The sequence below is a fragment of the Kitasatospora sp. NPDC094019 genome (assembly GCF_044764505.1).
Taxonomy (GTDB): Bacteria; Actinomycetota; Actinomycetes; order Streptomycetales; family Streptomycetaceae; genus Kitasatospora.
Genome location: NZ_JBIWIF010000013.1, coordinates 64,612 through 91,226, shown reverse-complemented (window position 1 = coordinate 91,226; position 26,615 = coordinate 64,612). Strand labels below are relative to the sequence as shown.

Below are 26,615 nucleotides of genomic sequence, written 5' to 3'. Positions count from 1 at the left end.
GTCCCGTCCGTCTGTCGGGATCCCGCCTGGCGTTTTGGCGACAGCCCGAAGCCCTACCGGCGGCACTGCCGGGCGGCGAAGCTTGAGTCATCGCCACCGGGGAGCACCCGGAACGGCGAACGGACCGAGCGCCACCGCGGGGCGCCGAACCGGCTCAGGTACCGTCCCTCCTCCTTGCCAAGGACAATGACCATGACCCGTCTGCCCCTCGCCGTCGCCACCGCGGTAGTCGCCCTCGCCATGACCCTCCTTCCCGCAGCGGCCGCCACCACGGCCCTCGCCGCTCCGGCGCTCGCCGCCCCGGCCATCGCCGCATCCTCCTCGCCGGTGGACCCCAACGAGTTCCAGTGGGGCTGATCGGACGGTGGACATCGTCTACCTCAGCCTGGACCGCCGCCCCGGCATCACCCCGGACCTCGCGACCGAGGCCGCCGAGGCTCTCGACATCCTGTGGGCCCACACCACACCCGGGGACGGCCTGGAACACGCCAGCGCCCGCACCGAGCCCGGCCGTCTCGACCTGCTCCTCTTCCTTCTGCCACCCGATCGGCCCGGAGCCGAGGACACCATGCGCCGCGCTGCCGCCCTGGTCGCTCGTGGCTACCGCAACTCCCCGGTCCTGAAACGGCGCTACCTCCCGCCGGCCTCCGCGCCGAGTGCCACGGGCCGCTGATTCCTCGCGCCCGTCCGTGCCGACCGCTGTTCCTGCGGGACAGCCGTCCACGACATTCACCCGTGCGAACGGAACCCTGCCGCGCCTCACCAGCGCCCGGCCGCCTCGTTCTCCCGGCCACGCTGTGAGGACATCCCCGTGCCTGCCCGCAGGACCCGCCGCGTCCCCCGGCACTCGCCGCCGCCTTCTGCGCCGGCGGGACCGCTCGCCGCGCGGGCGCCGGAGGTCAGCCGACGGGGGTGCCGATCCTGTCGTGTTCGAGCGTGGTCAGGAGCTGTCGCAGTGCCTGACCGGTGTCGCGCAGCCGCGCGGGGTCGAGGGCGGCGTGGATGAGCGCGCCGACGGCCGCGAACGTCTCGTCGGCTTCGTGGACGAGTTGCGCGGCGGCGTCGGTGAGTTCCAGCAGTGAGGAGCGGCGGTCGACGGGGTCGGGGAGGTGCCTGACCAGGCCGCGTCCTTCGAGGCGGTCGATTCCCTTGCTGGTCGCTCCGACGCCGATGGCGAAGAAGCCCGCGAGGTCCCCGACGCGCGCGTGCGGGTGCTCGCGCGGGTAGCTCAGGAACTCGTACTGCGAGGCCGTTGTCCCGTGCCGGCGGCGCAGTCGCTCGTTGAGCGTGTTGTAGAGGCGGGTCTCGCACCGCACCAGGTCGCTGAAGAACGTGGCCGTCGCCGCCCTGCTGGGGCAGGCCCCGCAGGGGTTCGAGCCGCAGCCCGTCGAGCGGTCAGGTGCTCCCCACGGTCGGGGGTACGGGGAGCGCGAGGCTTCGGCTCGTGCCGTGCCGGTACCGCCCGGTGCGGCGGTACCACTGGTTGTCGCCGGCCATCCAGTCCTGCAGCACGGTCAGGTACGCGGTGTGCTCGGCGGCGACCTCCTGTTCGGCGGTCCGGCTGAACTCCTCGACCCGCGCCTCGAAGAGCCGGTGGGTCACGTCCACCGCCTGCTGAAGGCTGCCGCCGAGCAGATGGTGGAAGGCGTGGACGGCGTTGCAGACCTCCTGCTCCTCGTCGATCTCCTTGCGGTAGGAGTGGATGTCGTTGCGCAGGCCGACGGTGTCGGCGAAGGCGTCCTCCAGGCGCCGCAGGGCCCGGGTCGCGGCGGGGCGGGTGCCGGTGAGGCCGATGGACAGGTCCGTGCCGGCGCTGGCCCGCCGGAATTCCAGGTAGTGGACCGGGTCGGGGACGCGGTTGTGCAGCGCCGCGTCGAGTTCGTCCAGGTTGGCCGCCACGAAGTCGGTCACGTACCGGGCGAACCGCTCGCGGTGGCCGGTGGTCATCGCGGGAGACGTGCGTTCCCACAGGTCCGCGAGGGCGTGCTCGACCTGGTTGGCCGGCGGTGGCACCGGTTCGCCTCGCAGGGGCATGAACGACGGCAGCCGTTCGACGAACGCCCGTGCTCCGGCGGGGTCGCGGGGCAGTTTGTAGGCGGTGACGAAGTAGTCGTCCAGGGCGAGCAGGCACACGTCCCACCGGGCGATCGTCGTCAGCCGGTCGGCGGGAGCGTCCGGATGGGTGAGGGCGGCGAACAGGGGCCAGTCGTCGCTGTCGAAGCTGTTCTCGGTCCAGAGGGCCGGTCCGGGCGGAAGCAGAACCGGTGCCAGCAGTGCGACGGAGCGGGCCCAGTCCTTGGCCGCCCGCCGGGCCTGTTCCAGGTGGGGGTTGACGCGGGCGGGCCAGGGCAGGGCGAAGGGGGGCAGGAGGAAGGGGTAGCCGGGGGTGGTCGGGGCCACGACGTCGTCGCGGGCCGGCCCGACGGGGTTCTGGTGCGATGGGCGCGGGCGCACCGGCCGGACCGCCGAGGTGCCGAGCCCGGTGGGGCCGGTCGGCAGGCCGCCGTGAAGGCCCTGGGGCCCGACGCGCCGGCGCCGGATCTCGCCGTCACCGGCCAGCCAGTCCCGCAGCCCCTGGGCGGGCCGACCGCGGTCGAACTCGTCCAGGCGCGCGGAGCGCAGGCGCCTGCCGACCGGGACCGCTTCGGACCTGTGGCACCGGAGCAGGCGGGCGAGAGCGCTCAGCGCGTCCGGCCGGACCCCCGGGTAGGCCAGGTCCTCGGACAGCGCGGACACGTCCGCGAACGCGTTCTCGACCGGGGGCGGGGCATGCTGACGGCTCGTTCGCTCGACAAGCAGGGCCGCCCAGAGGCGGAACGGGCGCCGTGTCCGGAGATGGGCCATCAGGTCGGCCTCGGCGAGCTCGGCGGGTGCCGGTCCCGGATCCCGGAGATCCGCCACGCGTGCGGCGAAGCGCCGGCACCAGTCGGCGGGGGATCGCGCCACCGTCCTGGCCCACAGGCTGCACCGGGCACGGTCGCGGACGGCGGCCGGGGTGTGCGGTGGCTGGCCGGCCCAGGTGTACCAGGCGGCCAGCAAGGCCAGTTCGGCGGCCGGAGCCTCGGGGTGGCACCATGCGGCCCGCTCCAGTCCGTCGGCGGGCGTCAGCCCGTGCGCGGACGCCCAGCGCCCGTGTTCCGCACGAACGGACTCGGCCCGGGGGTTGCGCCGCGCGGGGTCCGGCGGGCCCGGAGGCGACGCCTCGGCACGGGGGAAGGGGGACACCTCAAGGTCATACATGCCACCGGCCTACCCACGGTTCGCCGGCCGTCCCGGCCCGACGTCCCACGAACACCCGCGTGTGGAGGCGTGTTGGGGGCGCTCGCCGGGGGCGGCCGCGCTCCACGGCCCGGCCCGCCGCGAACCGGCCCGGGCCCCTCCGGGGCGGCCGAGTCCGCAACGCCCGCCGGTGCCGCGCCCGGTGCTGTGGCCAGGAGTTCTCCCTGGCCGGTCCGGTGATTGTGACGACCACGAGTACACGTGTGACACGCGTACGAAGGGGTGCGCCCGTGCGCTCGGGATGCGCCGCCCTGTGGCCGGGATTCCGGTGTTCTTCTGTTCCTCGGCACCCCCGAAGCACCCGACGCGGGCACGGGCACGTCCTGCGTGTCCGCGTGATTCCTGACTGCCGTACGGAGGCCCATCATGAAGAAGTCCCTGACAGCTGCCGCGTTCGCGGCGTTCACGGCGACCGTCCTCGCGACCACGGCGGCGGCCGCGGCCGTCCCCGGAACCGTCTCCGGCGACGGTGGTAACCGCATCGCCGTCCTCAGGGGAAACGGCACCGCCCTGGTGAAGGAGGGCGGTCTCGGTGCCCAGTGGACCAACGAGGCCGACGGCGTGAAGCAGATCGTGGTAGCGGGCGACCGCATCGGCGTCCTCAAGGACAACGGGTCGGTGCTCGTGAAGCAGGGCGGCCTCGGCGACCAGTGGGTCGTCGTTGCCGACAACGTGAAGCAGCTCGCGCTGTCCGGTGACCGCGTCGGCATCGTGAAGAGTGACGGGATCGCCTACGTCAAGGAGGGCGCGCTCACGTCCCAGTGGACCCTGGAGGCCGACAGCGTGAAGTCCCTCCAGCTCTCCGGCGCCCGGATCGGTGTGGTCAGGGGCAACGGCACCGTCCTGGTGAAGGAGGGCGGTCTCGGCGCCCAGTGGACCAACGAGGCCGACAACACCGTCCAGCTCGCGCTGTCCGGCAATCGCATCGGCATTCTCAAGGGCGACGGTGTCGCCTACGTCAAGGAGGGTGCCCTCACCTCCGCGTGGACCCTGGAGGCCGACAACACCGTCCAGTTGGAGCTTTCACGTGACCGCATCGGTGTGCTGAAGGACAACGGCACCGTCCTGGTGAAGGAGGGCGGTCTCGGCGCCCAGTGGACCAACGAGGCCGACAACACCGTCCAGCTCGCGCTGTCCGGCAGCCGCATCGGCATTCTCAAGGGGGACGGTGTCGCCTACGTGAAGGAGGGTGCCCTCACCTCCGCGTGGACCCTGGAGGCCGACAACGTCACCGAGCTCGCCCTCTCGTGAGGTCCTCCTGACGTCCTCCTGACCTCCGCCCGGCCGCTGCTGCGGCCGGGCGGAGGCACGGTGGGCGGCGCCGTACCCCGTGGCCGGCTCCCGGCGGTTCGTCACCGCCGGGAGTAGGCGTTCCCGTACCGCCGGGACCGCGCTTCGGGGGAGGCCGGTCGCCCCGTCGCCTCCGCCGCTCGCCGAGCTCGCTCGTGGCCGGGGCCGCCCCAGAAGCAGATAGTCCATCCGTTTCTGCTAGCCTCCCCATAAATGGATGACCTATCCACTTTCTGGGAGGGCGCATGCGCAAGACAGCTGTGGTGACGGCGGGGACCGGAGGTATCGGGCTGGAGACGGCCCTGGGCCTGGCCGCCGCCGGGTTCTCGGTGACGGTGGTCGGGCGTGACCGGGACCGCGGTGCCCGGGCCGTGGAGCGGATCGGCGCCGTGGACCCGTCGTGTCCGGCCCGGTTCCTGCGGGCCGACCTCGCCTCGCTCGACGAGGTGCGCGCGCTCGCCGCGCGTCTGGCCGACAACCCGCTGACCGTGCTGGTCAACAACGTCGGGGCGATGTTCCCGCGGCGCACGGAGCTCGACGGCGTCGAGGCGTCCTTCGTCGTCAACCACCTCTCGCCGTACCTGCTGACCGAACTCCTGCTGCCCGCCCTGACGGCCGGTGCGCCGAGCCGGATCGTGAACGTCACCTCGGCCGCGGTGGGTGTCGGCGGGCGGGTGTTCGACGCGGCGGAGCCGCCCGGCGGCTACTACGGCTTCCACTGGTACGGGCGCGCCAAGCTGGCGCACCTCGCCCACACCCTCGACCTGGCCCGGCGTCTGGACGGAACGGGCGTGTCGGTGTTCGCCGCCGACCCGGGCGGCGCGGCGACGGAGATGACCGACGGCACCCTGGCGGATCCGGCGATCGTCTCACCCGCGCTGCGGCTGCTGTGGCCGCTGGTGCGCCGCCGCTTCGAGCGCTCGACGTCCGGTCCGGCGTCGGTGGCCGCCCGGCCCTCGATCACCGCCGCCACCGACCCGGCCCTCGACGGGCGGACGGGCGTGCTGATCGGCGCCGACACGAAGCCGCGGGCACCGTTGCGTGCCGCCGCCGACCCCCGGGTCGCGGCCGCCGTGCGGCGCCTCGGCGAACAGTACGCGCCCCTGCCGGCCCCTGCGGATGGGTCATCCGATTAGCATGTCCGGATGACCACGCCCCTGCGCAAGGACGCGGCCCGCAACTGGGACCGCATCGTCTCCGTCGCCCGCGTCCTGGTCGACCAGGGCACCGCACTGCAGCTCAACGACATCGCCCGGCGCACCGGACTCGGCGTGGCCACCGTCTACCGGCACTTCCCCACTCCCGAGGCACTGCTGGAGACGGTGGCCACGCCCTGCCTGGAAGCACTGGCCGCGGACGCGCGGCGGGCCCTCGCCGAACCCGATCCCTGGGCGGCCCTGGCCGCCTTCCTGCAGCGCACCGTCGAGGCGCAGACCGCCGACGCCGCCCTGCCCCCCGTCGCCGCCGCGCCCGCCGACGCCCTGCCGCGCACCACCGAACTCAAGGCGGTGCTCCGCACGGCCGGCACCGCGCTGCTCGACCGCGCCCACCGCGCGGGCGCGGTCCGCCCCGACCTGAGCGCCGCCGACCTGGTGCCCCTGGTCTGCGGCATCGCCCACGCCGTCGACGTCCACGGGGGCGCCCCCGCCGACCGCGCCGCCACCGCCGACCGTTACCTGGCCGCTCTCCTCACGGGCCTGCGCGCCCCCGCCCCCCGGGCCGACTGACCGCCGCCCGGAGAGGACGGGATCGGGCCGCTTGCGTCATCCGGCGTGGTCCCGCGGGCCGTCCGTGCCGTGGGCCGGGACGGCGGCGGCCAGTGCCCGGCGCACGGCGGCGACTCCCTCGTCGCCCTCGGGCGCGGTCGTCGCCCAGGCCACATGCCCGTCGGGCCGGATCAGCGCCGCGCGCACCGTCGCCCAGCGCGCCGGCGGCCGGTGCAGGGTCGCGGTGCGGACGGTGAGACCGGGCCCCGGGACGGCGGCCGTCGCGAGCCCGGGCGACAGGAGGAGCAGGAGGTGGGCGTCGGCGCGCAGTTGGGCGAATAGCCCGCCGTCGGAGCCGGCGAAGGAGAGGTCCGGGGCGCGGGTTCCGACGAGGGGGTGGGCGTCGGGGTCGGCCGGGGGGTAGCTGACGGCGAGTGCGGAGAGGCGTTCGGCGAGGTCCCGGTTGAACTCGGGCCGGTCGGCGATCATCGCGCCGAGGAAGGAGCGCAGGGCGAGGTTCTCGGGGGTGAAGGCGGCCATGAGGGCGGTCTGGGCGCGGCTGTGCTCGGCGAGCTGTGCGCCGACGGGGTGGCGTTCGAGGTGGTAGGTGTCGAGGAGATTGTCGGGGGCGCGGCCGGTCAGGGTGGCGGCGAGCTTCCAGCCGAGGTTGTGGGCGTCCTGGATGCCGACGTTCATGCCGACGCCGCCGGCGGGGAAGTGCTGGTGGGCGGCGTCGCCCGCGAGGAGGACGCGCCCGCTGCGGTAGCGGGCGGCCAGGCGGGTGGCGTTGCCGAAGCGGGAGAGCCATGCGGGGTCGCGCATGGCGAAGTCGGTGCCGGTGATGGCGAGGGTCCTGGCGCGCAGTTCGTCCAGGGTGAGGTCGCCCGGCCGGTCGGTGGTGAGGCTGTCGGGGCTGATCCCGACGATCCGGTGCCGCCCGTCCGGCAGGGGCGCGGCCAACAGGCCGCCCCGGGGCCCGAAGGTGCTGTAGCCGGGCCGGGGCGGCTGGTCGAGGGTGACGTCGCCGAGCCAGCCGAACACGGTCGAGGGTGTTCCGGGGAAGTCGATGCCGGCGGCTGTCCGCACGGTGCTGCGGGAGCCGTCGCAGCCCACCAGGTGGTCGGCCCGCATCCCGTACGGTCCCTGCGGTCCCTCCACGTTCACGGTCACGCCGTCCGAGTGCTCGGTGAACCCGGTGACGCGGTGTCCGCGCAGGATCCGCGCGCCGAGCCGGGTGGCCCCGGCTTCCAGGAGTGCTTCGGTCCGGGCCTGCGGCACGGCGAGGGTGAAGGGGAACGGGGTGTCCAGGACCCGGAAGTCGAGGCGGTCGTCGAGCACCGCGAAGTGGCCGCCGGGGATGGGCAGGCCCTCGTCCAGGAACTCCTGGTGGACTCCGCGCGAGGCCAGCACCTCGATGGTGCGAGGGTGCACGGTGAGCGCCTTCGAGCGCCGGTCGATCTCCTGGCGCTGCTCGACGACGGTGGCGGCGACCCCGCCCCTGAGCAGTTCCGCGGCGAGCCAGAGCCCGACCGGTCCGCCCCCGGCGATGACGACGTGCTGATCCATGGGTCCTCCTCCAAAGATCTTGGTCACTGACCAAGTGGGTGGCCCCCAGTAGACTAGGTCAATGACCAAGAAGCAAGCGGTCGAGAACCGCGGCGCGCGCCTGGACCCCGGCACGGTGATCCGCGCCGCACTGGAACTGCTGGACGAGACGGGGCTCGACGCGCTGTCGACCCGGGCCGTCGCCGACCGCCTCGGCGTACGGATGAACACGGTGCTGTGGCACGTGAAGACCAAGGCCGGGATGCTGGAGCTGATGGCGGACGCCGTGATCGGGGAGATCCCGCTCGACGGACTGCCGGAACACTGGGAGGAACGGGTCCGCGAACTGGCCCGCCGCTACCGCCGCGCCCTCCTCGCGCACCGCGACGGCGCCGCTCTGGTGGTCGGCACGAGCACCGCCGAACCGCACACCCTGCGCTTCGCGGAGGCCCTGGTCGCGGCGCTGCTGAACGGCGGGCTGGGGGAGCGTGAGGCCGCCTGGACGGCCTGGGCCCTGGTCTACTTCACCCTCGGCCTCGGCCAGGAGGAACAGGCCGCCGCGGAGCAGCCGCTGGACGGCCGCCTCGCGGCGGCGCTCTCCGGAACCTCGCACCCGGCCCTGACGCGGGTGCTCGCCCACCTGGGGCCGGACTCCTTCGACGAGCGTTTCGAATACGGCCTGAGCAGGATCGTCGGGAGCTGAGTCCCCGTCACGGCCCTGCGGGGGCGGGGCGCGAGCGGCGGAAACGCCCGCGGCGTCCGTGGGGCGGTGCCGACGAGCGTCAGGGCACCACCGGGAGACCTGGGGCCGGGCCGGGCGCCGCAGCCCGGTCCCGGGGCCTCGCGGTGGTGCTGCGACGGGCACCCGGAGGACACCCCGCAGGGCGCGCCAGGGGGTTCAGTCCTGGAGGGAGGCGAGCCAGGAGGTCAGGAGGCGGTTCACCTCCTCGGGGCGCTCCTGCTGGATCCAGTGTCCGCAGCCGTCCAGGACGGTGCTGGAGGACAGGCCGGGGAGGGTGACGGGGTGGGTGTCGATCGCGTCGGCCATCCAAGTGGTGGACGCGTCCAGGGCGCCGCCGATGAACAGGGACGGCTGCCTGATCGGGGCGCCGGCGTACTGGGCGAGGTCCTCCCAGTCGCGGTCCATGTTGCGGTAGCGGTTGAGGGCGCCGGTCATGCCGGTGCGCTCGAACTCCGCCGCGTAGACGTCGAGGTCGTCCTCGGCCAGCCAGGACGGCAGCGTGCCGCTGGGGAAGCGGTCGCGCAGCCGGCCGCCGGTGCGGGCCACGAAGTGGGGGTCGGGCTCGCCCGGCGTCGGCATGGTGTCGCCGGACATGGCCGCGTAGAAGCCCGCGAGCCAGCCCCGCAGGTCGGGTTCCATCTCGGCCTCGGCCCGGCCGGGCTCCTGGAAGTACGAGACGTAGAACTCCTGGTCGCCGCCCATCCGCGCGAAGACGTCGCTGGGGCGGGGGCCGCCGGGCGGCGCGTAGGGGACGCTCAGCAGTGCGACGGCGCGGAACACCTCCGGATGGAGGAGGGCGCAGGAGGCGGCGATGGAGGAGCCCCAGTCGTGTCCGACGATCACCGCCCGTTCCTCGCCCAGGGCGCGGACCAGGGCGACGTTGTCCGCCACGAGGTCGAGCATCCGGTAGGCGTCCGTCGCGGCCGGCTTCGAGGACCGGCCGTAGCCGCGTACGTCGAGCGCGACGGCCCGGTACCCCGCCGCCGCGAGGGCCGGGAGCTGGCGGCGCCAGGAGTACCAGGTCTCGGGGAAGCCGTGGACGAGCAGGACCAGCGGCCCGGTGCCCTGCTCGACCAGGTGCAGGCGCCCGGCCGGTGCCTCGACAGTGCGGTGGCGCGGCTCGGCGGACGGTACGGGCGGGTGCATGGCGACTCCTCGGTTCACGGGCGGCTGCGGTGACTGCACCGATCCTGCGACGGGGCGGCCGTACGACGCGAGTACCGTTGCCATTCTGGCAAACCGGCAGGACAGGGTGGTGGAGGCAGCGTGGTCGGAGAGAGCGGGTCGACGGTGACGGACGGCGGCACGGCCGACATGCTGGCGGCCATGGGCCCCCGGCTGCGGGCCGCGCGCGAGCGGAGTGGCGCCACACTCACCGAGGTCGGTCGCACGACCGGCATCTCGCCGAGCACGCTGTCGCGGATCGAGACGGGTCGGCGCGGGCCGACCCTGGAGGTGTTCCTGCGGCTCGCGAAGGCGTACGGCGTCTCCCTGGACGAGTTGGCCGGCACCGCGTCCGTCGCCGCACCGGTCACCGCGTCCGTCGCCGCGTCCGTCACTGTGCCCGGGCCGGACCTGCGGACGCCGCGGCGTCCCGGCGACGACAAGACGGTGCTGCCGCTGACCCGGTACGTGGGGGGTCTGCACGCCCACAAGCACGTCCTGCCCGCCGTCGACGCGCCGCCGGCACGGCCGCGGCAGGTCTCCCACGACGGGTACGAATGGCTGTGCGTGCTGTACGGGCGGCTGTGGCTGGCGCTGGGCGACCAGGACCTCGTCCTCGGCGCCGGGGAGGTGGCCGAGTTCGACACCCGTACCGCCCACGGCGTCGCGAACGCCGGACCCGGTGGACCGGTCGAATACCTGATCATGTTCGGGCCGCAGGGAGAGCGCCTGCGACCGCGCACCGGCGTCTCCGGGGCAGGTCGTGGGCCCGGACCGCGCTGACCGCTGACCGGGGCCGTGCCGGCCGGGGTGGACGGGTGTCCCGCTGCACGGCCTCCCGGTGGTGTTCGGGTCGCTCCGGGTCGGTCCCGGCCCGGATGGTTCCGGGCCGACCGTTCCGCTCCTTCACGCTGGTCCGGCACGCTGCGGGGGCACGGGGCTTCGCTGCGGGCCCGGGCCGGTCGCTGACCTGTTTCGGGGAGATCGTCCGGCTCCTGGGGCGCCATGGTGACGGCGTAGTCCTCAAGCAGTGCGGCGGCTTTCCGCGGGCGAGTGCATCGTGTGGCGGGAGCGGGTAGGAACCGGGGTGCGGAGGCGCGGGTCCGGATCGCGTTCCGCTGTGGGGGGTGTGTGGAGAACAACGAGTTCGTCGGTGCCGCGGTGATGGTCCCCGCGGGTCTGGGATTTCTTGCGCTCCTGCTGTTCGGCGGTCCGCTCCCGATGTGGTTGCGTGGCCTGCTCATGGTTGTCGCCCTGGTCGCGGCGGCTGTCGGTCTGGTGATCCGGTCGGGGGGATCGGGGGGTTCGGGAGGCGGCATCGGCGACGGCGGGTACGGGCCCGGGGGCGGGGGCCTGTGAATCGGGGCGATCGGCGGCGTTGACACGCCCGGGCCGCTGCGGCGCACGCGCCGGCCGCGGTGTCGCTGTGCCTCTGCGCCGTCCTGACGCCGGATCCGTCCCGGGGCTGCGGCTCGTCGCGGGGGTGGTGACGTGAGGGCGTGCGGCGGCGTCGGCCGCGCTGCCCTTCTCCGGGGGCTGCGTCGGGGGCGGTCGGCGGGCTCGAATCCAATTGCGTGCAGGTAACTCCAGGCGTTCCTGACATGCATTTGAAGTCAGCTGTCGGGGCGCATACCTTCGTTACCAGGACGCCGGACGGAACGCCGAACAGGGCACGCCGGACGATCCGAACGACCCTCACCATCCACTGCTCGCAAGGGATTTCGCCATGTCCGAAATACTCGGTACCGCCGCCCCCGCCGACAGGGCCGCTGTCGCCCCCGCCGCTTCCGACGCTGATCTGCTCAGTGGGACCGCGGAGGCGGTGCGTGAGGCGGGTGCCGCGCTGCGCGGGCGTTTCGGTGACGTGGTCCGTCACGGGACGCGCGAGGAGCTGATGCGTGCGCTGGCCGCGAACGACGACGCGGTGCTGGAGGTCCTTCGGCCGCGTCTGAGCCGGTTGCGGCCGGGTGCGGGGTGGGTGGAGGAGGAGTTGGCCGGTGGGGCGTTGCCGTCGGGGGAGTGGTGGGTGGTGGATCCGGCGGAGGGCAATGTGAACCACCTGCACGGCCTGCCGGAGTGGGCGGTGACCGCGACGCTGGTGCGGGAGAACCGTCCGGTGCTCACGGTGGTGCACCTGCCGCTGGACGGCGGGACCTACACCGCGCTCGCCGGGGAGGGCGCCCAGCTCGACGGCCGGGTGCTGCGGGTGTCCGGGACGTCGGATCTGGGTCTGGGGATCGTGGCCACCAGTCAGGCCCGCCCCGACGAGGACGAGGCAGTGGTGCGGAGCATCGGCTCCTCGATCACCGCGATGCTCCAGGAGGCCCTCGTCGTGCGCACCGCGGTGCCCGCGACCCTGCACCTGGCGAACCTGGCGGCCGGCCGTATCGACGCGTTCTGGCAGTTCGCCGGTGCGCGCGCCGACCTGCTGCCCGGGGCGCTGCTCGTCACCGAGGCTGGCGGACGGGTCTCCGACGCCCAGGGTCGGCCCTGGACCCCGGACAGCGACAGCTTCCTCGCCACCACCCCCGGCGTCCACGCCCAGGCCGTCGCCGCGCTCTCGCGCTGACCGGGCGTCACCACCCCGAATCCCCACGCCGTGCGCGCCATCGCTCCCGGCATTCACATCCGGGCCGTCGCCGCGCTCTCGCTCTGACGCCCCGTCAATATCAGCCCGCTCCACCCCTTCGGAAGGACTCTCTCCTCATGACCACGATCGCTGTCATCGGAAACGGCCGCGTGGGCGGCAACCTGGCCGCCGCCCTCACCCGGGCCGGACACCAGGTGACGGTCGCCGACCGCGAGCCCGGTGCCGCCGCCGCGGCCGCCCGCACCGCCGAGGTCGTCGTCCACGCCGCCCCCGGTGCCGGCGCCCCCGAGCGGCTCGCCGCCCTGCGCGAAGAGCTGCGCGGCAAGATCCTCGTCGACGTCTCCAACGCCACCACCGACGGACCCGACGGACTGCCCGACGCCCTGCTCCACCCCGGTGGCAGCGTCGCCGAACTGATCCAGCGGGCGCTGCCGGACACCCGTGTCGTCAAGACCCTCAACACCATGCTCTTCCCGGTGATGACCGCACCCGCGAGCCTCACCACGCCGCCGACCGTCTTCCTGTCCGGCGAGGACCCGCAGGCGAAGAAGGCCGTCCACGACCTGCTCACCGACCTGGGCTGGCACCCCGAATGGATCACCGACCTCGGCGGCATCGCCACCGCCCGCGCCACCGAAGCCGCCGTTCTCTTCGTGCCGCACGTGATCCGGAGCTCCGGATTCACACCGTTCGCCATCTCCGTGGCCCGCTGACACCGGGCCACGGCCGCCGCACCGCCCGTCCTTCGGCGGGGACCCGGCCAGGTCCCCGCCGCGGGCGGGCGCCGGCGGTGGATCCGCAGATCACCTCACCTCGTTGACCGGAGACCGCCGGCCGTGGGCAAGAACATCGACAGCCCCGTGGGCATGCGCGGCGGCCACGTCCGCGGGCTACGCCGTCCCGGCCCGCCGGCCCTCTCGATGCCGTGGTCGGCGAGTCGCGCGAGCTGCCCCGGTGTGGGGCCTCGCCCGCCTCGCGTCGGCGCGGGTCAGGAGCCGGAATCGAGGTGGCCCAGGAGGTCGAACTCGACGCGGACGCGGTCGACGTCGGCCTTGAGGAACGCGGCTGCCCGGTGGGCCCGGTCGGGGTCGGCAGCGGTCTCGGAGGCCCACTGCAGGACGCGGGCGGCGGCGAAGGTGCAGGCGATCACTCGGCCGGCCAGGACCAGGTGTTCCTGGGCGAGTTCACGGTCGAGGAACCGCAGGTCGAGGCCGTGCGCCGGGACGGCCGGCGCGGTCGGTGCCCAGGCGGCGAGGAAGTCGCTGAGGGAGCGGCCGTGCGCGTTGTCCAGGCAGTGCTGGGCGAGTTGCTGGCTGAGGAGGTCGTTGGTGCCGTCGAATATGGTGAAGACCCGGGAGTCCAGGAACGCCTGGGCGGCGATGTTGGTGGGCGAGCCGTTGCGGTAGCCCTCGCCGCCGGTGAGTTGCTGGTAGTGGTTGGCGGAGCTGACCATCAGCTCGGTGGCCACGATTTTGACGGCCTGGATGGAGGGGAACTCGGGGGTGAGGTCGGACGTCAGGTCGAGCCGGGTCCGGACGTAGTGGTTGAGTGCCGTGCAGACCGTGTGGGCGCTGTCGATGGCTGCGAGTCGGTAGCGGACGAACCCGATGGCCGACAGTGGGGAGCGCCCGATGCGGCGTGCGTCGGCGTAGGCGCGTGCCTCACGGGCGACGCGGCGCAGGAAGCCGCATGCCAGCGCGCCGATCAGCGCCCGCCCCGACAGGTAGATGTCCACCATCGAGCGCAGGTCCCCTGCCCCGACGTCGATGCGCCGGTGTGTGCGGACCACCGCGTCGATCTCGTTGACCCCGTAGTCGATCACCTTCAGGCCCAGCGCCTCGTACCGCTGGGAGGTGCGGAACCCGTCGCCGCGTTCGACGACGAACCACCCGTACTCGCGGCTGCCGTCGTTGTCGCGTTTTGCGACGACCACCCACCAGGACGCGGTGGCGCTCAGCGCCTGCCAGTGCTTGCGGCCGCGGATGCGGTAGCCGCCCGCGACCTCCTCGAAGGTGGTGGCCAGGCCCGACATGGCGGAGCCGCAGCCGGGCTCGGTGGAGGCGAACCCCGCCGTCGGTGCGACCGTCCCGGCGAACAGGGGCAGCACCTCGCGCTTGGTCTCCTCCCCGGCCCACAGGACGACGGGTCGCAGCGCCAGCCCGGTCACGATCGCCGTGTGGACGGCGACGGCCAGGTTTCGCTCGGCCAGGACCTCGACCACCCGGCACATCTCGGCGTGGCTGTGCCGGCCCCCGTACTCGACCGGCAGCACCGGTAGCAGCACACCCGCCCCCGTCAGCCCGGCCCAGTCCTTCGCGGGCAGTTCCCGCTGCGGGTATGTCGCCGCGTCGAACCGCGCGGCGGCCGCCTCGATCCCCGAGATGAACTCCTCCGTCGAAAGCGACGCGAGTCCCGCACCGGAGGCGAGGGTGTTCGCGGATTCGGTCATGTCCCCATCCGTTCCAAGTCCGACTCGGTTGCCCGGAGCCGTTCCTGACGGTTCGCGGCAGGCGCCCACCGTGCGGGCGCGGATGTCGGCCCGGTGATCCTACTGATGGGTCGTCGTCCTGGACGGCGGTCCCCCGGGTCGTCGCTCCCGGGGGACCGCCTCACCGTTGCCGGTCGGACCGGCGCCGGACTACCTCACCGGTGGCGGCCGCGGCGCGACCGGTTCTGGGCCACGTACAGCCCCGCTCCGGCCAGCGACAGCGCCAGGGCGAGACGGCCGAGCACGCCCACCGGTGAACCCGTGTCCGGCAGCGGCTGCCCGCCGGACGACGGCGAGTGACCCGGCGTTCCGTGGCCGTGCCCGTTCCCGTGGTGCTTGCTCGGGGAGGGGGAGGGCGCCCCGCTCGGTGCCGGAGTCGACGGCGAGGGAGACGGCGAGGGAGACGACGAGGGGGACGCCGTGGTCGACGGCGACGGGGAGGGCGACGTCGTGACGACCGGCGGCACGGTGGTGACCGTGGCGGTCGACGGGGGCGAGGTCACCGGCGGACCCGACGGCGGAGTACCCGTCGCCACTGCCGTGTTGGTGATCCGCTCGCTGGCGAGGTCCGCCTCCGTGACCGTGTACGACGCCGTGCACGTCACCGCCGCGCCCGGTGCCAAGGACGCCGCACCCGCCGGACACGTCACCGTCGGGGCGGTGCCCGAGCCGGAGAACGCGGTCTCGGTCACCGACACGTTCGTCAGCGTCACGTTCCCCGTGTTCGTCACCAGGAACGTGTAGGCGATCGTCGTGCCGACGGTGGTGACCCTTGTGGGTTCGGCCGACTTCACGACGGTCAGGGCCGGGGTGGGCGTGTTCGGCACGCTGGTCGACGACGGGGGCGAGGTCACCGGCGGACCGGACGGCGGAGTACCCGTCGCCGTGGCCGTGTTCATCACCGATCCCCGGTCGATGTCGGCCTGCGTCACCGTGTACGAGGCGGTGCAGGTCACCGACGCGCCGGGGGCCATGGAGGCGGCGCCCGCCGGGCAGGTCACGGCCGGGGCCGTGCCGCTGCCCGTGAAGGCCGTCTCGGTGACGGACACGTTCGTCAGGGTCACGTTCCCGGTGTTGGTCACCAGGAACGAGTACGCGAGCACCTGGCCCGGTGCCGTGAGCTGCGTCGCGTCAACGGACTTCACGATCGTCAGGGCGGGCGACGGCGTCGCCGTCACGACCGCGTCCGACGGGGGCGAGGTCACCGGCGGACCCGACGGCGGAGTACCCGTCGCCACCGCCGTGTTCGTCACCCGCCCGGCGTCCACGTCGGCCTGGGTGACGGTGTACGGGGCGGTGCAGGTCACCGACGTGCCGGGCGCGAGGGAGGCGGCACCGGGCGGGCAGGTGATGACCGGCGGCGTGCCGGTCCCGGAGAACGCCGTCTCCGACACCGACACGTTCGTCAGGGTCACGTTCCCGGTGTTGGTCACCAGGAACGCGTACGCCACGCTCTGACCCGCAGCCGTCACCGTCGCCGGATCCACCGACTTCACGATGGTCAGCGCGGGCGTCTTCGTGCTCGGCACGCTCGCCGAGGACGGCGGGGAGGTGACCGGCGGGCCGGTCGGCGGGGTGCCGTTGGCGACAGCCGTGTTGTCGATGGTGCCGCGGTCGATGTCGGCCTGCGTCACCGTGTACGAGGCGGTGCAGGTCACCGACGCGCCGGGGGCCATGGAGGCGGCGTCCGCCGGGCAGGTCACGGCCGGGGCCGTGCCGCTGCCCGTGAAGGCCGTCTCGGTGACCGACACGTCGGTCAGGGTCACGTTCCCCGTGTTGGTCACCAGGAACGAGTACGCCAGCACCTGGCCCGGCGCCGTGAGCTGCGTCGCGTCCACGGACTTCACGATCGTCAGGGCCGGGGTGGGCATGGCGATCACGACCGCGTTGGAGGGCGGCGAGGTGACCGCCGGGCCGGTCGGCGGGGTTCCGGTCGCCACGGCCGTGTTGGTCACGCGACCGGCGTCCACGTCGGCCTGGGTGACGGTGTAGGGGGCGGTGCAGGTCACCGACGTGCCGGGCGCGTGGGAGGCGGCACCGGGCGGGCAGGTGATGACCGGCGGCGTGCCGGTCCCGGAGAACGCCGTCTCCGACACCGACACGTTCGTCAGGGTCACGTTCCCGGTGTTGGTCACCAGGAAGCCGTACGCCACCGCCTGGCCGGCGGCACTGACCGTGCCCGGGTCCACGGACTTCACGATCGTGATCGCCGGGGACTGGGTGGCCGTGACGATCGCGGAGGAGGGGGGCGTCGTCACCGGCGGGCCGGTGGGCGGGGTGCCCGTCGCCGTGGCCGAGTTGGTGACCTGCCCGGCATCGATGTCCGCCTGCGTCACGGCGTAGGTCGCCGTGCAGGTGGTCGCGGCGCCGGGGACGAGGACCGCGACCGGGCAGCTGATCACCGGCGGCGTGCCGGTGCCGGAGAACGCCGTGTCGGTCACCGTCAGGTTGTGCAGCGTCACGTTTCCGGTGTTGGTGACGCGGAAGCCGTACGTGACGCTCTGGCCGGCGGCGGTGACCGTGGTCGGGTCCGCGGTCTTCACCAGGGTGAGCGCCGGCGCCGGGGTGTTGGGGAGGTGGGCGGACGAGGGCGGCGAGGTCACGGGCGGTCCCGAGGGCGGGGTGCCGGTGGCCACGGCCGTGTTGTCGAGGGTGCTGCGGTCGATGTCGTCCTGGGTCACCGAGTAGGTGGCCGTGCACAGCACGGACGCGCCGGGGGCGAGCGAGGCGGCGCCGGCCGGGCAGACCGCCACCGGCGCGGGGCCGCTCCCGGTGAACGAGGTCTCGGTGACCTTCACGTCGGTGAGCGTCACGTTGCCCGTGTTCGTCACCAGGAAGCTGTAGGTGAGGACCTGTCCGGCGGCGGTGAGCTGCGTCGCGTCCACGGACTTCACGATCGTCAGCGCCGGGTTCTGGGCGACCGGCGTGTTGGTGAGCGTGCAGAGCACGGCCGGGCTGTGGGAACCGCCGACGGTCGGCGGGAAGGGCAGCGCGAACGAGGTGCCGCTCCCGGAGGCGACGGGCGCGTCGCCGTTCGCGGTGTCGACGCAGTTGTAGGCCGTGGTGTAGTTCGCGAGGCTTCCGCCCGCCGCCGCGCTCTCGCCGAGTGTGTAGGTCGTGCCGGAGACCGCGATGAGCGGGCCCACGGTGACCGGCTGGACGCCGGTGGCGGTGCCGGTGGTCGTCGCGGTGTTGCCGGTGTCGATGCCGCCGCCGGTGACCGACAGCGTGAACTGGTCGTTCGACGAGGCCGAGGAGACGAAGCGGCCCACGATGTTCTTCTGCAGCTCGATCGTCGGGTTGGTCGAGCAGGCCCCGAGGTCGACGGAGAGGAAGGCGTTGTCGGAGTACGGCTTCGGGCCGCTGATCAGCGCACCGGTGTTCGGGTCGAGCTCCTTCAGGTAGGTGTTCGTCCCGTCCGTGTACTCGACGAACAGGTGGCCCGCGTTGTCGAAGGCGATCCCGTTGTACGAGTCGGAGCCCGGGTTGTCGATCACGCTGACCGTGGTGGAGGTCAGCGGGGTCCCGGTGGCCGAGCCGGTGGTCGGCAGCGGGCCGTCGACGCGGCCGATGGCGGCGGTGGTGCCGAGCGAGCTGAGGGCGTAGAGGTTGCCCGCGGCGTCGAAGGCCAGGTCGCCGTTGGAGCCGCCGGTCGCGCTGATCGGCAGCGGGAAGGTGGCGACGATGCCGGGGATCGCGGTGTTGGTGGCGGTGTCGAAGCCGTAGAGGGTCGCGATCCCGTTGGTGTAGTCGGCGTAGTAGTAGATGCCGTTGGCGGGGTCGATGGCGCCGGCGACGAAGTTGTCGGTCGGTCCGGTCGCGCTGCCGGTGTAGGTGGTCCAGGTGTTGGTGGCCGTGCTGTACCCGTAGACGTCGACCGAGCCCGCGACGAGCGGTGTCTGCCGGACCAGGTAGGCGGCGGTGCCGCCGCTGGCGATGCCGAGCGCGTTGGCGAAGCCCGCCCCGGGGACCGTGCTGATCGCCGTCGCGGTCACGCTGGTCGGGGTCGGGCCCGCCAGGGTGGGCGCGCTGAGCGCCAGCAGGGTGCCGTTGGCCGTGGCGCTGGCGCCGCGCTGGTAGGCGTAGATGACGTTGCCGGTGCAGTCGAGCGGGTCACCGGGGGCCCGGCCCTTGGGGACCGTGCCGGTGGCACCCGGGGCGGGCGCCGTGCGGGTGGTGCCGTCGGGCGTCGCCGTGGTGGCGCCGGACGGCGGTGCCGTGGTCCGGGCGGTGGCACCGGACCACGAGGGCTGCGCACCCGGCTCCGCAGAGGCGGACGCGGACGCGGCGGCCGTGGCGGAGGCCGATCCCGGCGCGCTCGGCGACGGTGACTCCGCCCGGCGGCCCGCCACCGGCTCGGTGGCCGCGGGGCCGGACCACTCCAGGACGACCAGGCCGTTGCCGCCCGCGCCCCGGGCGACCCCGGCGGTGCCGCCGGCGGCGATGCCGGCGACGTACTGCGCCTCGCCGCGGTGCGGGGCCTCGGCGCCGGGCGCCTTCGGTGCGGCGGCCCCGCCGACGGCCACCAGCGAGGACTTCTCCGGCTGCTCGCGCCCGTCGGCGCCGGCGGCCTCGGGAACGACGTCGCTACCGGCGTTGGCGCCGGCGACCCGGACCCCGGAGCGGCCTCCGGCCTCGCCCTGGTGCGCGGGGACCCCTGCCGTGGCGGAGGTCGCCGCCCGGCCGCCCAGGCCGGGGGAGACGGTGAGGGTCCGGCCGCCGTCGACGGCGAGCACACCCGTGACGTACTCGCCGGCCGCGCCCGCGCGCTCGCCGTTCGCGCCGGAGCCCGCGCCCCAGACCTTGGCGGTCACGGCGGAGACGCCCTCGGGCACGGTGAAGGAGTGGGGCTCGGTCCCGTGGCCGAAGGCCGCACAGTGGTCGAAGCCACGATCGGCCACGCACTCGGGGATCGGTACGGCGGCCTGCGCCGACGGGCTGTCCGTCAGGGGACCGAGCACCGTGGCGACCAGTATCGAGGCGACGGCCATGCCCGCGAGCGAACGTCGTACCGGGGCAGCGAGCGACGCTCGCCAGGCGTGGCCTTGGTGTGCGGACATCCAGAACTCCGAGTAACGGGGCCGGGCAGCGGCGGTCACAACCACACAGATTTGTGCGATCAGCTGCTTATCCCACTCTCGCGCCGGAACAGACCACCCGAAACGGCCCCGTCATTCGTCCAGCCCTGCAACAGACCCGGTCCGGCCGATCCACCGTCAGCTCCCTGACTCACGCACCGTCACCGGCAGGGGCGGACCTGACCTGGGCCGGCACCCCGAATGGATCACCGACCTCGGCGGCATCACCACCGCCCGCGCCACCGAAGCCGCCGTCCTCTTCGTCCCGCACGTGGTCCGGAGCTCCGGATTCACACCCTTCGCCATCGCCGTCGCCCGCTGACAGCGGGCCACGGCCGCCGCACCACCCGCCCTCCGGCGGGGACCCGGCCAGGTCCCCGCCGCGGGCGGGCGCCGGTGGGAGGGAGGTGCGGGGCCGCCACCGGTGCCCGCGTCCGAACCGCCCTGACCGTTCGGCCCCGTCCGCCGGGCGCCCGGCCCACCCGGCGCCGGGCCGACCCTCCGACCCTGCCGCCGCCGGGGCGGGCGGGGGGTCGCGCGAGCGCCGTGGCGGCCCTTGCCATCCGCTCCTCCGTCCGTGCCGTGGAACGAACCGGTCATGGCCGGGCAACACCCCTCTCCTGCTGAGCCGTTCCGTCTACGGTGGGTGTGAGGTCGCGGGGGCGGGGAGGGGACGCCGCAGCACCCTGCGGATGTTCGGTGTTCGGTGTTCGGCGGAGGGGGCGGAATTGCTGCGGATCCATTTCACCCACGAGGACCTCGCCAGGGTCCGGATCGCGCGGGCACCCGACCCGCTCGCCGAGACGGTTCTGAGCCTGTCACTGCTGCGGACCCGCCGGGCCGGCGGTGTGGCGTTCGAAGGGTGGCGCAGCCGGACCCGTACCGGTCTGCGCCCCGGACTACGGGTGCTGTTGGACCTGGTGACGCCGGTGGGTGCGGTGGAGGGCGCGGAGGTCTTCCTGCACGCGGGCAGTCACACCCTGGCGGAGAGTCTGGAGCAGACCTGGTCACTGCCCCGGCGGCGGTGGAGTGCCGAGCTGCCCGTGCTGGGCGGGCCGCGCCCCGGGACGCGCGGATGGGTCCAGGACCTGCGCCGGGGCGGGCGGGGGTCGCGCGAGCCGGTGGACCGGGGGTTGCGCGAGTACCACGCCTTCGCCCTCGCGCCGTACTGGCCGCAGTTGCTGGCCGCCGCGCGCGCCGACCGCGGGCGGCGGGCCGCCGTCGTGGCCGACCAGGGGCTGGACGCGCTGCTGGCCGCTCTGCACCCCGACATCAGGTGGCGGTCACCGGTGCTGACGCTGCCCTGGCCCGTCGACGCGGACGTGTGGCTGCGCGGCGCCGGTGTCATGCTCGTCCCCACGTTCTTCCGACCCGACCCGATGGCCCTCATCGACAACCGGGGCCTTGACCACCCGCTCGTCGTGCACTACCCGCTCGCCCCCGACCTCGCCCCTCATCCCGGGACCCGTTCCGCGGCCGTGCCGGAGGGCCGGGGCGGCGCGCTCGCCGCCCTGCTCGGCACCACCCGCGCCCGCACCCTGCGCGCGGCCACCGACCCGGCCGGCACGACCGAACTCGCCCGCCGCACCGCCACCTCGGCCGCCACCACGAGCCACCACACGGCCGTCCTGCGCGCGGCCGGCCTGCTCACCACCGAACGCGCCGGCCCCGCCGTCCGCCACACCCTCACCCCCTTGGGCCGTGCCCTCCTCGACGACCCCGCCCCCGACCGCCCGTGACCCGGGAGCCGTGGCTCGGGCGACGACGACCCGGACTTCGCCGTCCGTGTGTCTGCCGATCGGGCGGTTCACCGGTGCTGCGGCTCGGTGGGACCCGGTGGGCGTGTCGAGGGCCCCGGCCGGCAGGACGGGCACCGCGGCCTCCCGCACGCGCTGGCCGGGGGGGCGTGGCCACGTCGTGAGGCTGGTGCGGCGGACGGTGGTTCGGGACGGAGAACCGTTGCTGCCGGGTCCGGTCCGGTCCGGGTTCCCCGAGGTGGCGGGCTTGACACGTTTCTTCGTATCGAGAATATTAGATGCGTCCTGGAAGGTCCGGTTCGCGAAAGGGGTGTGCGGTGGACCCGCTGGCCGTTCACAAGGCGCTCGCCAACCCCGCGCGGGCGGAGTTCCTGCGTTGGTTGAAGACGCCGGAGCTCTACTGGGACGAGGAGTACTACCGCGAGCGCGGTGTGGGATTCCACATCGGTGTGTGCGTGACGGAGATCCGGGAGCGTTCCGGGTTGGCGCAGTCGGTGGTCTCCAGCTACCTGCAGATCCTGCGGGACGCCGGGTTGCTGGTGTCCGAGCGGGTCGGCAAGTGGACGTTCTACCGGCGCGACGAGGAGACGATCGCGGCCTTCGCGGCGTACGTGCGCGACGAGCTCTGAGCCTCCCTGTCGGGTCGGCGCGGGGGAGGGGTCTGCCCTTTTCCGCGCGAAAATCCATCTAACTATCTAGATTTGTAGCTCGGTCCGGTGGGGCGGCGCGTCCTTGCCCTCCTCCGGTCCGGGCGGCGGAAGGCAGTCATGAGAAAGACCGGTCCTGTCGTCCTGACCCTCTCCCTGGGGGTGTTCGGGATCATCACCACGGAGATGGGTGTCGTCGGTGTCCTGCCCCGGATCTCCGAGGAACTCGACGTGCCGGCGGCGGAGGCCGGCTGGCTGGTCGGGGTGTTCGCGCTGGTGGTGGCGGTGGCCGGGCCGTTCACGACGCTGCTGGCATCCGGGGTGCGGCGCAAGAGTGTCCTGGCGGCCGCACTCGCGGTGTTCGCGGCCTCCAACGCCGTCTACGCGCTGACCGACAGCTTCCCGGTGATGCTCCTCTTCCGGATCGTTCCGGCGCTCTTCCATCCGGTGTTCTTCGCGGTGGCGCTCACCGCCGCCACCCGGCTCGTGGCGCCGGAGAAGGCAACCCGGGCCGCCACCACCGTCTTCGCCGGAGTGACGCTGGGCTTCGCCTTCGGCGTGCCGATCACCTCCTACCTCGCCGAACACCTCTCCCTCGCCGCCGCGTTCTGGTTCGGCGCCGGCGCCAACCTGCTCGCGCTGCTCGGGATCCTGGCCCTCTTCCCGTCCGAGCCCGCCGGGCAACGCCTCTCCTACGGCAGCCAGTTGGGCATCCTGCACCGCCCCCGGCTGTGGCTGTCCCTGTCGGCCGTGGTGTTCGTCTTCGCGGCGATGTTCTCGGTCTACGGCTACTTCGCCGAGTACCTGGAACGCGTCACCCACCTGGGCGGATCGGCCACCGGCGCGCTGCTGATGGCCTTCGGGGCCGTGATGGTCCTCGGCAACCTCCTCTTCGGCCGGCTCCTGGAACGCGACCCCGTGCGGACCGTGACCGCCTTCCCCGTCCTCTACGCCCTGCTCTACGTCCTCCTGCGCGCGGTCGGCCCGTGGGCGGTCCCGACGGTCCTCGCGGTGCTGCTCTGGGGCGCGATGCACTCGGGAGGGCTCGTCGTGAGCCAGACCTGGCTGGCCCGGGACGCTCGGGACGCTCCGGAGTTCGGCAACAGTCTCTTCATCTCCTTCTCCAACCTGGGCATCACGATCGGCAGTGCCGTCGGCGGCCTGGTGGTCGCGACCGCCGGAACGCACCAACTCCCCTGGGCGGGAGCCGTGTTCGCTCTCGCCGCGCTGGGCGCCGTGCTGCTGCGCCGCCGTTTGGGGCCCCAGGCGCCGGGCGACAGGACGGCGTCCCGGGTGCAGCGGCGCACCCGCGTGCCGTCCTGACAGGGGGTGCTGGTCCGGGAGTGGGGCACCGTGTTCCGGTGAGGGCTCCCGTGGTGGCCGGTGGTGCCGAGGTGAAGGGGTGCCGGTTCCCGTTGGGCCTTCCGGCCGGGTCGGGGCTCGGTTCCCTGACCGACGGGGCGGTGTCGGTCGGCGTGGACATCGCCGACGGGATGCGCGTCCAGGTCGCGTCGTTCGACGCACGCCGGGCGAAGGACGCCAACGGCCGCCCTGCGTCCTCTTCCTGCCGCACGTGATCCGGACCTCCGGATTCGCACCGTTCGCCGTCTCTGTCGCCTGCTGACACCGGGCGGCGGCCACCGCACCGCCCGTCCTTCGGCGGAGATTCGGCCAGGTCCCCACTGCGGGCGAGTTCCGGTGGGGGGTGCCGGGCCGACCCGCTGGCCGCGTTGCCGGGGTTGGTGCCGGGGTGCCGTGGTGCCTCGTGCCGTTCTTGCGGTGGGGCGGTGCGGTCCTGGCGGGGCAACGGCCCGTTCCTGCCGCACTGTTGCGCATGCAGCGGTTGTGGGGCGGTCTCGGCACGACCCGCGCCCGCCCCCTGCGTGCCGATGCGAGCCACCGCGCCACCCTCCTGCGCCACCCCCGGTCGTGGACGGAGCAATGGGCGGCCCCTGCGGGCGTCGAACCGCGTCGGCCGGCTCCGTCGTACGAGTGGGAATGCATGGGGTCAAATATCCGTCAAAAGCTATGAATTTCGAGGAATTCGGCCCCCTCGCAATCGTCGGGGAAGGTTGGGAAACCTGGCTGGTTTTCATACGGTGCAATCATTCGGAGTGCCATTTACTGGCGTCTGCAAAGCAGTTGACGGAGTGATGGAAAAGGGGAAACAGTCATGCGAGTTCGTGCATTGACCGCTGTCTCGACGCTCACCGCGCTCACGTTCCTCGGCATGGTGCCGGCGGCGCAGGCCGCCGACTCGCCGGTTCCCGCGGTGAACGGGGTGACCAGGGTCGAGAAGCTGGGCCCGGAGGGGCTCCGGGAGATGGCGGCGGCGCAGGCCGACGCGAACGCGCAGGGAGTCACGGACGGCACCGCGGCCGGGGGGCGCCGCGTGTGCTTCCAGGCGCACGCCCGGTCCGCCGGGTGGACCAGCACGATCTGTACCGATCAGTCGGGCTTCACCGGATCGCAGGGGCAGGTCGACCCGATCGACGCCGTCCGCTTCTCCGTCGGCGCGACCGGCGGGATGGACTTCAACGTGCAGTTGCACTGGGCGAACGACGGCACTGGCGCGGAGGGTCACATCGCCCCGGGTGGAGCGGTCGAGATCTGGAACGCCAACGGCAATGTCCTTGAGGCGATCCACCTGTGGAGCTCCAACGAGAGCATGATGGCCGCCGCCCATGTGAAGAACGTCGGCTGGAAGGGTACGGGTCTGTACTCGTACAACCAGTGGATCGGCAGCATCGGCGAGGGCCGCTGGATGGAGGCGTTCTGGATCCACATCTGATCCGGCCCGCGCCGGGGCCCGGCCGACAGGGCCGGGGCGGGCGCGTGATGAGCACCGTCGGGGCCGGCGTCGCACGCGACGCCGGCCCCGACCGCTCAGGCAGGCCGTGTACCGAAACGGTCCGGGGTTCCGGACACGGGCTCACAGGACGTGGCCCGGGCCGCGCGGTGCGGACCCGGTCCGGGCCGAGGCTCCCGCTGCGGGTGGGCCGTCGGCCGCCGTCAGCCGTTGCCGCCGCCGTCGACCTCGGCGGCGACGGCGAGGTCGACGCGGTAGGCGATGAACCAGCTGTTGGTGACGGTGCCGCCGGATTCGGCGTACTCCTGGTACCCGTCGGGTTCCCGTTCTTCGCGCATGTCCTCGTCCCCCTGTGTGTGCGTGACCTGCGGACCTGCCCCCTCCGGCATCCCGGCCCGCCGCCCGGACGGTCGATCGTCGACCCGTTCGAGCACGGATCAGCCTGTGCGGACAACGCCGATCGGTCGACGGGGGCGCCCGCCGGGCGAACGGCCCGGCGGGCGCGCCGGGACCGGGACGCCCGGGCCCGGGGGCCGGTGAAGAGAATCGCTCGACCGGGTGTCCGCGGTGGGCGGGCGCGGATCCGGGTCACAGAAGGAGCACGCCCGCGACGGCCGCCGCCGCGACGAGGGCCAGGAACACCACGTTGACGGCGACGTCGGAGCGCGTCGAGCGTCGGCGGGCCGTGTGGTCGAGCACGAACCCGGCGGGGTCGTCGGCGGGGTAGTGGACCGTCAGTGTCCGCCCGTACGAGGCGGCCGGCTCCGGGACCCCGCGGTCGCAGTGCGCGGTGACGGCCGTCCCCTCGTGGGTGGTGAACGCCACGACCGGTGTGATCGTGGTGGAGGTGCTGCCCTCGGCGTCGGTGGTGACGTCCCGCAGGACGGCGACGATCCGGCCCGGGACCTCGACCATCGACTCCAGCGCCGCGCGGCGGCGCCGGGTGTCGCGGATGTTCCCCGGCAGGTAGCAGACGCCGATCACGGCCCATGGTCCGCAGACGCCGACCAGCGCCCACGGCCAGCCCCGGTCGACCGAGGCAGCGACCACCAGGCTCACGTACATCAGGAGGAGCGCCGTGTTCGGCGGGCCCAGCCCGCGGCCGCCCGCCTGCGGGCGGTCCGTGAACCGGTAGTCGTGCGGCCTGCCGGGCGGGTGGCGGACCCCGATCTCCCGGCCCGTCCACGCGGCGGTGATCATCTCTCCGCGCTCACCGTGCTCGCCGTCGTTCGTCACGACGACCTGTGAACCGCTGGACGGATCGCGGTAGGACACCACCACCGCGATCCCCCCGCGCCGGGAACCGCCGTGCCGGGGGACCCGCACCCGCTCGATCCGCCCCCGCACCCGTAGCGTCCGCTGCTCGCGGGTCGCCCCGGCCAGCGACCGGCCGTACCCGACCAGCGCCACCGCGCCCAGCAGCGCGCACCACAGCGCCAGGTACCCGTGCCACCCCATGAACCCACCCCTCCTGTCGTTCCGACCCCTGACCGACCCCTGAAGCCCCGCCGGACCGGGCC

The 26,615-nt window shown here is 73.6% G+C and carries 22 protein-coding genes and 1 pseudogene; 15 read left to right on the top strand and 8 right to left on the bottom strand.

Features of this window, described 5'->3' with window-relative positions:
* Positions 1-192 precede the first annotated feature (192 nt).
* Together ACIQ9P_RS26780 and ACIQ9P_RS26775 are read left to right on the top strand one after the other, a co-directional pair.
* The gene (locus tag ACIQ9P_RS26780; protein ID WP_402361142.1) at positions 193-357 is read left to right on the top strand and encodes a hypothetical protein; all 165 of its coding nucleotides are present in this window, start codon (positions 193-195) and stop codon (positions 355-357) included.
* A 7-nt stretch (positions 358-364) separates the two neighbouring features.
* Positions 365-673: a hypothetical protein gene (locus tag ACIQ9P_RS26775; RefSeq protein WP_402361139.1), complete on the top strand. Its 309-nt coding sequence runs from the start codon at positions 365-367 to the stop codon at positions 671-673.
* Positions 674-899: 226 nt separating this feature from the next.
* On the opposite strand, the gene ACIQ9P_RS26770 is transcribed toward ACIQ9P_RS26775, so the two are convergent.
* Together ACIQ9P_RS26770 and ACIQ9P_RS26765 are read right to left on the bottom strand one after the other, a co-directional pair.
* A complete protein-coding gene (locus ACIQ9P_RS26770; protein ID WP_402361136.1) occupies positions 900-1,316 on the bottom strand; it encodes a MarR family winged helix-turn-helix transcriptional regulator in 417 nt (138 codons plus the stop codon).
* A 79-nt stretch (positions 1,317-1,395) separates the two neighbouring features.
* Positions 1,396-3,240, bottom strand: coding sequence for a hypothetical protein (locus ACIQ9P_RS26765; protein WP_402361133.1), 1,845 nt, complete (start codon positions 3,238-3,240; stop codon positions 1,396-1,398).
* Between the two features lie 405 nt (positions 3,241-3,645).
* On the opposite strand from ACIQ9P_RS26765, the gene ACIQ9P_RS26760 reads away from it, so the two are divergent.
* From ACIQ9P_RS26760 to ACIQ9P_RS26750, 3 genes are all read left to right on the top strand, one after another.
* Positions 3,646-4,530 carry a peptidase S1 gene (locus ACIQ9P_RS26760; RefSeq protein ID WP_402361130.1) on the top strand — a complete coding sequence of 295 codons (885 nt, stop codon included), beginning with the start codon at positions 3,646-3,648 and terminating at the stop codon, positions 4,528-4,530.
* Positions 4,531-4,814: 284 nt separating this feature from the next.
* A complete protein-coding gene (locus ACIQ9P_RS26755) occupies positions 4,815-5,705 on the top strand; it encodes an SDR family NAD(P)-dependent oxidoreductase (protein WP_402361127.1) in 891 nt (296 codons plus the stop codon).
* A gap of 9 nt (positions 5,706-5,714) precedes the next feature.
* Positions 5,715-6,296, top strand: a complete 582-nt coding sequence (locus ACIQ9P_RS26750) for a TetR/AcrR family transcriptional regulator (RefSeq protein WP_402361124.1) — start codon at positions 5,715-5,717, stop codon at positions 6,294-6,296.
* A 36-nt stretch (positions 6,297-6,332) separates the two neighbouring features.
* Here the strand turns inward: ACIQ9P_RS26750 and ACIQ9P_RS26745 are convergent, their stop codons facing one another.
* The gene (locus ACIQ9P_RS26745; protein WP_402361122.1) at positions 6,333-7,841 is read right to left on the bottom strand and encodes an FAD-dependent monooxygenase; all 1,509 of its coding nucleotides are present in this window, start codon (positions 7,839-7,841) and stop codon (positions 6,333-6,335) included.
* Positions 7,842-7,902: 61 nt separating this feature from the next.
* On the opposite strand from ACIQ9P_RS26745, the gene ACIQ9P_RS26740 reads away from it, so the two are divergent.
* Positions 7,903-8,523: a TetR/AcrR family transcriptional regulator C-terminal domain-containing protein gene (locus tag ACIQ9P_RS26740; protein ID WP_402361120.1), complete on the top strand. Its 621-nt coding sequence runs from the start codon at positions 7,903-7,905 to the stop codon at positions 8,521-8,523.
* A 195-nt stretch (positions 8,524-8,718) separates the two neighbouring features.
* Here ACIQ9P_RS26740 and ACIQ9P_RS26735 read toward each other — a convergent pair whose 3' ends face one another.
* A complete protein-coding gene (locus ACIQ9P_RS26735) occupies positions 8,719-9,708 on the bottom strand; it encodes an alpha/beta fold hydrolase (RefSeq protein ID WP_402361117.1) in 990 nt (329 codons plus the stop codon).
* Positions 9,709-9,876: 168 nt separating this feature from the next.
* Between ACIQ9P_RS26735 and ACIQ9P_RS26730 the strand changes: the two genes are divergently transcribed.
* From ACIQ9P_RS26730 to ACIQ9P_RS26715, 4 genes are all read left to right on the top strand, one after another.
* Positions 9,877-10,509: a helix-turn-helix domain-containing protein gene (locus ACIQ9P_RS26730; RefSeq protein ID WP_402361517.1), complete on the top strand. Its 633-nt coding sequence runs from the start codon at positions 9,877-9,879 to the stop codon at positions 10,507-10,509.
* 348 nt (positions 10,510-10,857) lie between these two features.
* A complete protein-coding gene (locus ACIQ9P_RS26725; protein WP_402361114.1) occupies positions 10,858-11,085 on the top strand; it encodes a hypothetical protein in 228 nt (75 codons plus the stop codon).
* 367 nt (positions 11,086-11,452) lie between these two features.
* On the top strand, positions 11,453-12,295 hold the full coding sequence (locus tag ACIQ9P_RS26720; protein WP_402361112.1) for an inositol monophosphatase family protein: 843 nt from the start codon (positions 11,453-11,455) through the stop codon (positions 12,293-12,295).
* A gap of 137 nt (positions 12,296-12,432) precedes the next feature.
* Entirely contained in the window at positions 12,433-13,029 is a 597-nt protein-coding gene (locus ACIQ9P_RS26715) for an NADPH-dependent F420 reductase (RefSeq protein ID WP_402361109.1), read from the top strand.
* Positions 13,030-13,304: 275 nt separating this feature from the next.
* On the opposite strand, the gene ACIQ9P_RS26710 is transcribed toward ACIQ9P_RS26715, so the two are convergent.
* Both ACIQ9P_RS26710 and ACIQ9P_RS26705 read right to left on the bottom strand, forming a co-directional pair.
* Positions 13,305-14,765 (bottom strand): acyl-CoA dehydrogenase family protein, encoded by a 1,461-nt coding sequence (locus ACIQ9P_RS26710; RefSeq protein ID WP_402361107.1) that lies wholly within the window; start codon positions 14,763-14,765, stop codon positions 13,305-13,307.
* 194 nt (positions 14,766-14,959) lie between these two features.
* Complete coding sequence (locus ACIQ9P_RS26705) at positions 14,960-19,864, bottom strand: hypothetical protein (RefSeq protein ID WP_402361104.1); 4,905 nt, start codon at positions 19,862-19,864, stop codon at positions 14,960-14,962.
* Between the two features lie 199 nt (positions 19,865-20,063).
* On the opposite strand from ACIQ9P_RS26705, the pseudogene ACIQ9P_RS26700 reads away from it, so the two are divergent.
* The 5 genes and pseudogenes from ACIQ9P_RS26700 to ACIQ9P_RS26680 all read left to right on the top strand — a co-directional run.
* Positions 20,064-20,204 (top strand): annotated as a pseudogene (locus tag ACIQ9P_RS26700) (NADP oxidoreductase); the annotation flags it as partial.
* Between the two features lie 406 nt (positions 20,205-20,610).
* Positions 20,611-21,621 carry an ArsR/SmtB family transcription factor gene (locus ACIQ9P_RS26695; RefSeq protein ID WP_402361102.1) on the top strand — a complete coding sequence of 337 codons (1,011 nt, stop codon included), beginning with the start codon at positions 20,611-20,613 and terminating at the stop codon, positions 21,619-21,621.
* 398 nt (positions 21,622-22,019) lie between these two features.
* Positions 22,020-22,268, top strand: coding sequence for an ArsR/SmtB family transcription factor (locus ACIQ9P_RS26690; protein ID WP_402361099.1), 249 nt, complete (start codon positions 22,020-22,022; stop codon positions 22,266-22,268).
* 138 nt (positions 22,269-22,406) lie between these two features.
* The gene (locus ACIQ9P_RS26685; RefSeq protein ID WP_402361096.1) at positions 22,407-23,609 is read left to right on the top strand and encodes an MFS transporter; all 1,203 of its coding nucleotides are present in this window, start codon (positions 22,407-22,409) and stop codon (positions 23,607-23,609) included.
* An 850-nt stretch (positions 23,610-24,459) separates the two neighbouring features.
* Entirely contained in the window at positions 24,460-25,077 is a 618-nt protein-coding gene (locus tag ACIQ9P_RS26680; RefSeq protein ID WP_402361093.1) for a hypothetical protein, read from the top strand.
* A 221-nt stretch (positions 25,078-25,298) separates the two neighbouring features.
* On the opposite strand, the gene ACIQ9P_RS26675 is transcribed toward ACIQ9P_RS26680, so the two are convergent.
* Positions 25,299-25,433: a hypothetical protein gene (locus ACIQ9P_RS26675; RefSeq protein WP_402361090.1), complete on the bottom strand. Its 135-nt coding sequence runs from the start codon at positions 25,431-25,433 to the stop codon at positions 25,299-25,301.
* A gap of 250 nt (positions 25,434-25,683) precedes the next feature.
* On the bottom strand, positions 25,684-26,553 hold the full coding sequence (locus ACIQ9P_RS26670) for a DUF3592 domain-containing protein (protein ID WP_402361087.1): 870 nt from the start codon (positions 26,551-26,553) through the stop codon (positions 25,684-25,686).
* Between the last annotated feature and the right edge of the window lie 62 nt (positions 26,554-26,615).